Origin of the sequence: Sinomonas humi (assembly GCF_000802235.1) — a bacterium.
GTDB lineage: Bacteria > Actinomycetota > Actinomycetes > Actinomycetales > Micrococcaceae > Sinomonas > Sinomonas humi.
The window spans coordinates 206,644-212,651 of sequence record NZ_JTDL01000104.1 but is presented as its reverse complement, the minus strand read 5'-3'; the positions used below and the strand labels follow the sequence as shown (position 1 = coordinate 212,651).

The 6,008-nt window shown below is 68.5% G+C and carries 6 protein-coding genes; 3 read left to right on the top strand and 3 right to left on the bottom strand.

Going from position 1 to position 6,008, the window contains the following annotated elements; genetic code table 11:
* Positions 1–851: MmgE/PrpD family protein (locus LK10_RS10435; protein WP_043123209.1), on the bottom strand; the 851-nt coding region annotated here is incomplete at its 3' end.
* Positions 844–1,497, bottom strand: coding sequence for a GntR family transcriptional regulator (locus tag LK10_RS10430; protein WP_043123325.1), 654 nt, complete (start codon positions 1,495–1,497; stop codon positions 844–846). The genes LK10_RS10435 and LK10_RS10430, both read right to left, overlap by 8 nt.
* A 111-nt stretch (positions 1,498–1,608) precedes the next feature.
* Here LK10_RS10430 and LK10_RS10425 point away from each other — a divergent pair, with 111 nt between their 5' ends.
* Positions 1,609–3,438, top strand: a complete 1,830-nt coding sequence (locus LK10_RS10425; RefSeq protein ID WP_231567716.1) for a gamma-glutamyltransferase family protein — start codon at positions 1,609–1,611, stop codon at positions 3,436–3,438.
* A 4-nt stretch (positions 3,439–3,442) separates the two neighbouring features.
* Here LK10_RS10425 and LK10_RS10420 read toward each other — a convergent pair whose 3' ends face one another.
* A complete protein-coding gene (locus LK10_RS10420; protein ID WP_043123206.1) occupies positions 3,443–4,129 on the bottom strand; it encodes a PASTA domain-containing protein in 687 nt (228 codons plus the stop codon).
* A 150-nt stretch (positions 4,130–4,279) separates the two neighbouring features.
* On the opposite strand from LK10_RS10420, the gene LK10_RS23030 reads away from it, so the two are divergent.
* Both LK10_RS23030 and LK10_RS10415 read left to right on the top strand, forming a co-directional pair.
* On the top strand, positions 4,280–4,930 hold the full coding sequence (locus tag LK10_RS23030; protein ID WP_408021452.1) for a DUF6318 family protein: 651 nt from the start codon (positions 4,280–4,282) through the stop codon (positions 4,928–4,930).
* A gap of 278 nt (positions 4,931–5,208) precedes the next feature.
* Positions 5,209–5,793 carry a hypothetical protein gene (locus LK10_RS10415; protein WP_081998441.1) on the top strand — a complete coding sequence of 195 codons (585 nt, stop codon included), beginning with the start codon at positions 5,209–5,211 and terminating at the stop codon, positions 5,791–5,793.
* Positions 5,794–6,008: the final 215 nt, after the last annotated feature.

Here is a 6,008-nt window from a genome sequence, read left to right as displayed (position 1 = left end):
TAGGTGTCCAGGATGGCCCGCTTGGCCTCCCCGTGCGCGGGGAGGGGGACCTCGTACTCGGCGTCGGGGCCGTCGAGGAGCCAGGCGATGACCCCGTCCTCGCCCTCGTAGATCGGCACGGGGGAGGTCTGCCCGCGCATCGCCCGGTCCACGGCCTCCACGGCCATCTTCCCGGCGAAGGCGGGGGCATAGGCCTTCCAGGTGGAGATCTCGCCCTTGCGGGACTGGCGGGTAGCGGTCGTGGTGTGCAGGGCCTGGCCGACGGCCTGGAAGACGGTCTCGACGTCGAGCCCGAGCAGGGTCCCGATCCCGGCCGCGGCCGAGGGGCCCAGGTGGGCGACGTGGTCGATCTTGTGCGCATGCAGGCTGATGGCCTTGACGAGGTCGACCTGGATCTCGTACCCGGTCGCGATCCCGCGGACCAGGTCCCGGCCCGTGGAGCCCACGTGCTGGGCGACGGCCAGGATCGGGGGGATGTTGTCCCCTGGGTGGGAGTACTCCGCGGCCAGGAACGTGTCGTGGTAGTCCAGCTCCCGCACCGCGACCCCGTTCGCCCACGCCGCCCACTCCGGGGAGACCCGGTCGCCGATCCCGTACAGCAGCGCCCCGCGGCCCCCGGAGGAGGGCGCGTGCGCGAGGGCCTGGGCGCGGGCGGCCACGATCGGGGCCCGGTTCAGGGAGGCGATCGCAACCGATGCGTTGTCGATGATCCGGTTGATGACCATCTCCGCGACCTCGGGCGCGACCTCGACCGGGTCCGCGGCGACCTGCGCGATCCTGTACGCGAGCTGGCCCTGGCGGGGCAGGTTCTCCTCGCTGCGGTGGACGCGGACCTTGTGCAGCTCAACCATGGGCGGCCTCTTTCGGGTAGTTCGTTCTGATGTGCTGAAGGCTGTTGCTCAGGTGCACCGCCGTCGCGGCCGAGGCCAGCGGAGCGTTCCGATCGGCGATCGCCCCGGCGATCGTGGCGTGCTCGACGGCGGCCTGCCGCAGCCGCGCCGCGTCGTCCCGGGCCAGCCTGCGCACCCTGGCCAGGTGCACCCGGAGCCCGGCCAGCGACTGGGCGAGGTAGGTGTTCAAGATCGCCTCGTCGACCGCGGCGTCCAGCTCGGACGCGAGCGCGTAGTACTCCTGGCGCTGCGGGTCGCGGTCCGCGAGCAGGGCCGGTGCCGCGGCGAGCCGGTCCCGCAGGTCCGCGAACCGGGCAGGGTCCCCGCGCTGGGCTGCCAGAGCAGCGGCCTTGCACTCGAGCGCTTCCCGGAGCTCGAAGAGCTCCCCGAGCTGGCCGAGGGAGAGTTCGCTCACGACGACGCCGCGCCCCCGCTGCGCCGTGGCCAGCCCGTCCGCCGTAAGCCTCGCGAGCGCCTCCCGCAAGGGAGTCCGCGAGACGCCGAGCCGCTCCGACTGCTCGACCTCGCCCAGCACCGTCCCCGGCACAAGCCGCCACTCGACGATGTCCTCCCGCAGGGACGCATACGCCCGGTCACTGGCCTTCACTCTGTATACACTGGCATGCAAGGCGGCCTTTGCGCAAGCCCATTTTCCATAAAGTTGCCCCTTGCTGTATACAAAGCCTCGCGATGGGTGGCCGGGGCATAGCGTGGATCCATGGTGTTCACGACGCGCCCCGAACTGGCCGGCACCTTCGGCATGGTCTCGGCAACCCATTGGATTGGTGCTCAGGCCGCTATGGCCATGCTCGAGCGGGGCGGCAATGCTGTCGACGCGGCAGTCGCAGGAGGTCTCGCGCTCCAGGCTGCGGAACCCCAGCAGAACGGCCCGGGCGGAGATCTGACCCTCATCTTCGCCGAGCCAGGTTCCCCGCCGCGCGTCCTGTGCGCACAGGGACCGGCACCGGAAAGGGCCGATGTCGCCGCCTTCCGGGATCTCGGCCTCGATCAGGTGCCTGGGACTGGCCTGCTCGCGGCGGTGATCCCGGGCGCCACCCTCGGATGGCTCACGCTCCTCGCCGACCACGGAACGCTGAGCTTTGCTGATGTTGTCGACGCACCGGTGAGAGTTGCGGAGGAAGGGGTGCCGGTGACCGCGCGGCTTGCTGCCGCCCTGGAGCGGATGGCCCCGCACTTCGTCCGCCACTGGCCGAGTTCGGCCACTCTCTATGCTCCTGGGGGAGTACCCCATCCCGTCGGAAGCCTCCTGCGAAATCCCGCTCTCGCTGCGACCTGGCGCGGCCTTGTCCAAGCTGAGGCGAGTGCCTCGGCAAGGGGCGCCGGACGACGCGAGGCGGTGGCCGCCGTCGTCCGCGAATGGACTGAAGGGTTCGTGGGGAAGGCGATCGACGCCTTCTGCCGCACGCCGTACAGGGATTCGAGCGGCACTGACCATGCCGGCCTGCTGACCGCGACTGACCTCGCCGCTTGGAGGCCTCATTATGAGGACACCGTGTCCGTCGATTTCCGCGGCTGGACTGTCCACAAGTGCGGATTCTGGAGCCAGGGACCGTCATTCCTCCAACAGCTCACGATCCTCGACGCGGTCCCGGGATTCGGAGAAGGCCGTCTCGCCCCGGGAACCGAGGGATACATCCACACGATTCTCGAGGCGACCAAGCTCGCGCTCGCGGACCGCGACGCGTGGTACGGAGACGGGCCGGACGTTCCCTTCGAAGAACTGCTCTCCCCAGATTATGGTGCCAAGCGGGCGCGACTTATCTCGGACGAGGCATCGCTCGAGGTGAGACCCGGCTCACCCGGCGGACGTATGCCGCGCCTTCCGGATCTGACTGTCCGCGGAGAGTTCGAGGCGGCAGGTGTGAACGGGCTGGGCGAGCCAAACGCGGTCCGCGCGCTGCTCGAGGCAAATTCGCTTCCTGACCCCGATGGGAGGGCGCGGACGGACACCGTGCATCTCGACGTCGTCGACCGCTGGGGAATGATGGTTTCGGCGATGCCGAGCGGGGGCTGGCTCTCAAGTTCGCCGGTCATTCCGGAGCTCGGCTTCCCCCTCGGCACGAGGCTTCAGATGGCGTGGCTCGAGGAGGGCCTGCCGAACACCCTTGCCCCGGGCCGTCGTCCTCGCACTACCCTCTCGCCGTCGCTCGCGACCCGCGGCGGAGAAGCTGTGCTCGCGTTCGGTTCGCCGGGTGGGGATCAGCAAGACCAGTGGCAGCCCCATTTTTTCCTTGAAGTTGCACTCAGGGGAGCGGGGCTGCAGGAGGCTATCGAAGCGCCTGCCTTTCACTCGGTCCATCTTCCCTCGAGTTTCTACCCGCACGAGGCGCAACCGGGAGTTGCGCTCGTTGAAGGGAGGGCGGGGCAGGACGTCGTCGACGGACTTCGGAGGCGCGGCCACCGTGTGGGGGTTGCAGGGGACTGGCAGATCGGCCGCCTCTGCGCCGTCGCGAGGGATCCCGAAGCCGGTCTTTTGCGGGCTGGCGCCGATCCCCGTGGCATGACCGCCTATGCAGTGGGCCGATAGGTCCTCAGGGGAGCGTTTCGCCCGTGCGTTCATCGCGCACGGCCCGGCGGCTGCGCGGGTCCGGGTTGGGCCGCCGGGGTTCCCGTACTCCCGCTGAACCGCCCCGGCCTAGCCACAGCGTCACCCTCGTCCCGGCGGGGACCCGTGCTCCCGACTCCGGGCTCTGGTCGGTCACCACTGCGCTCAGCCACTCCTGCGCCACAAGAGGGGCGCCGCTGGAGTCAGAGGCCATTGGGACGAGGTGCTTGTCCGCGAGGACTTCCCTCGCCTGCGCGAAGGAGAAGCCGACGACGTTGGGTACCGCGACGGTCGAGCGTCTCCGGCGCTCATTGGCGAATTCCCGCTCATTGACCAATTCCGCGGCCGCCGCTGCTCTCAGTTCCTCGGCCAAAGCCGTGTCGGGGGTGGGCGCGGGGGTGGCATCGTCGAGGTCACGCCAGCGCTCCCAGGCAGACTGTCTGGTTACGCCGAGGCGGGCGGCGATCTCGGCCCAAGAAGACCCCCGTCGTCGCGACGCGCGGACGGCTGCGAGTTCCGCCTGGTCGAGCAGGTTCCGCATTCGCCCCACATCGCTCAGTGCGTCGAGTGCCTCAGATCCTTCACGGGCGGCGCCGGGCGGCTCGCCGAACCAGAGGCGCAAGCGTTCCCACGCCTTCCGTCCTTCGCGCCAATGCTCTGACGTGCTCGCCATGGTGTCAGGATAGCCTGACGGAGGCCCCGCGTCGATAGTGGCACCTACGTAGTCGCACCTCAGTGTCCTCTCGCCTTGTTAGGGTCTCGGAAACGGATCGATCACTTGTCGATATCGGCACCGTTTCCGGACCACTGACTGGGGGATGTCATGGCACCGCGCCGCCCTTTCCGCTGTTCTCTTCTCCTGATCTGCTTGTTGATATTGACCGGATGCGGAGCGCCCAGTGACGCAGGTGCTCAAGGAGCCGGGCAAGCATCAGCGTCCGCATCTGCCCCGGCTGCTGTTCCGAGTGCCGCTAGCGCTTCGGCTGCCGCTTCACCGGACCCGCGGCCCACTCCTGCCAGCTCGCGCGGCCCTGCCCGCAATGTGCCTCCGCCGGCGCTGCCGGAGGTCGCGAAGCAGAACACGGCGGAGGGCTTCGAGGCGTTCACTCAGTACTGGTTCGATGTCGCCACCTATGCTTTTGAGGCCAGTTCTGGCAACGAACTTCGTCATATCTCTGCCTCCGACTGTAAAGTCTGCTCCGCTTACGCGACTGATATCGACCGCATAGCCGACGCGGCTGGCTGGGCGCAGGGCCCGGCATGGAACATTTCGGGATTTAAATCAAATATGATTCGTGATCCACTTGGACAAGTAATTGGATACTTCATCCTCGATGAGTCTCCGTCGTACGTGTTCAGCGCTGAAGGTGAGCCTAGGAGTTCCCGTAAGGGAGGAAACAGCGGAAACGCAAAGGCTGCCTACGCAAGCTTCCACGATGGGCGCTGGGTCATGCGCCAACTAGGGCAGGCGTAATGTTTGGGCGAAGCGGGGCTGCCGTCATTGCGCTCGCGCTCTCTGGTGCTTCTCCAACCTATGTCCAACCGGCCGACGTGTATTTCGATGACACGTCGGTCTCGGTAAATGGGACTGCGAGCGGAAGGCTTGATTTTGAATTTCCACCATTACCTGAGGGTGTGGTTGATGGGTATAGGTATTCGTATGGGCATGCGTGTCTGGGTGATCCTTCGGGTTTGGGGGATTCGCCGGTGTGCGGTGCTGCTGCTGCGGCGTGCCGCAGGGAGCCTGGTGGGATGCTCGTGCAGTGGTACCGGCAGCTTCCCGGCGGTGAGCCGGAGCGGCTGGAGTCGGGGTGCCTGTACCCGGGGCAGGCGCCGGAGCGCCCGGGCGGGGCGGTGGTTGTGGTGACGGAGCGGCAGTTGCGGGAGTTGCCGATCGTTCCGGCGGGGTTGGGGGTGCAGCCGGGGCGGCATACGCTCCGGGGCGCGGAGACGAATGTGTATGCGGAGCCGGCGCAGCAGTCGTTCCGGGTCTCGGTCCTGGGCCGGGGGGTGGAGGTGCGGGTGCGCCCGGTGGAGCACCGGTTCGACTACGGGGACGGGGCGGCCCTGGCCAGCGCTGCCCCGGGCGGGCCGCTGCCGGAGCAGCGGTGGGGGGAGAGGACGGCCACGGGCCATGTGTACCGGGGGACCGGGGACTACACGGTGGGCCTGGCGACGGTGTTCGCCGGGGAGTTCTCGGTCGAGGGCGGCCCGTGGCAGCCGATCGCCGGCACGGCCTTGGTCCCCTCCCGGCCGCGGGAGGTCTCGGTGTGGCGCTCCGAGGTGCATCTCTACGCCGAGGACTGCAACGCCAACCCCCGCGGCGAAGGCTGCTGAACCGGACCCCTGCACCCGCCGCCCTCAGGGGTCCCCTTGGCTGCCCCGCATCGGCCGCCTCTGCATCCCCTGCGGATCAGACCCGGGCCGCCTCGTGCCTGCTGGTTCTTCGGGCTCCGGGTTCGAGGGGGCTGCCTTATTTTGTCGGGGGCCGTCCGTAGGCTCGGATCAGGGTTTCGGGGAGCGGGACTCTCGGGCCGATGAGGGGGTGACGG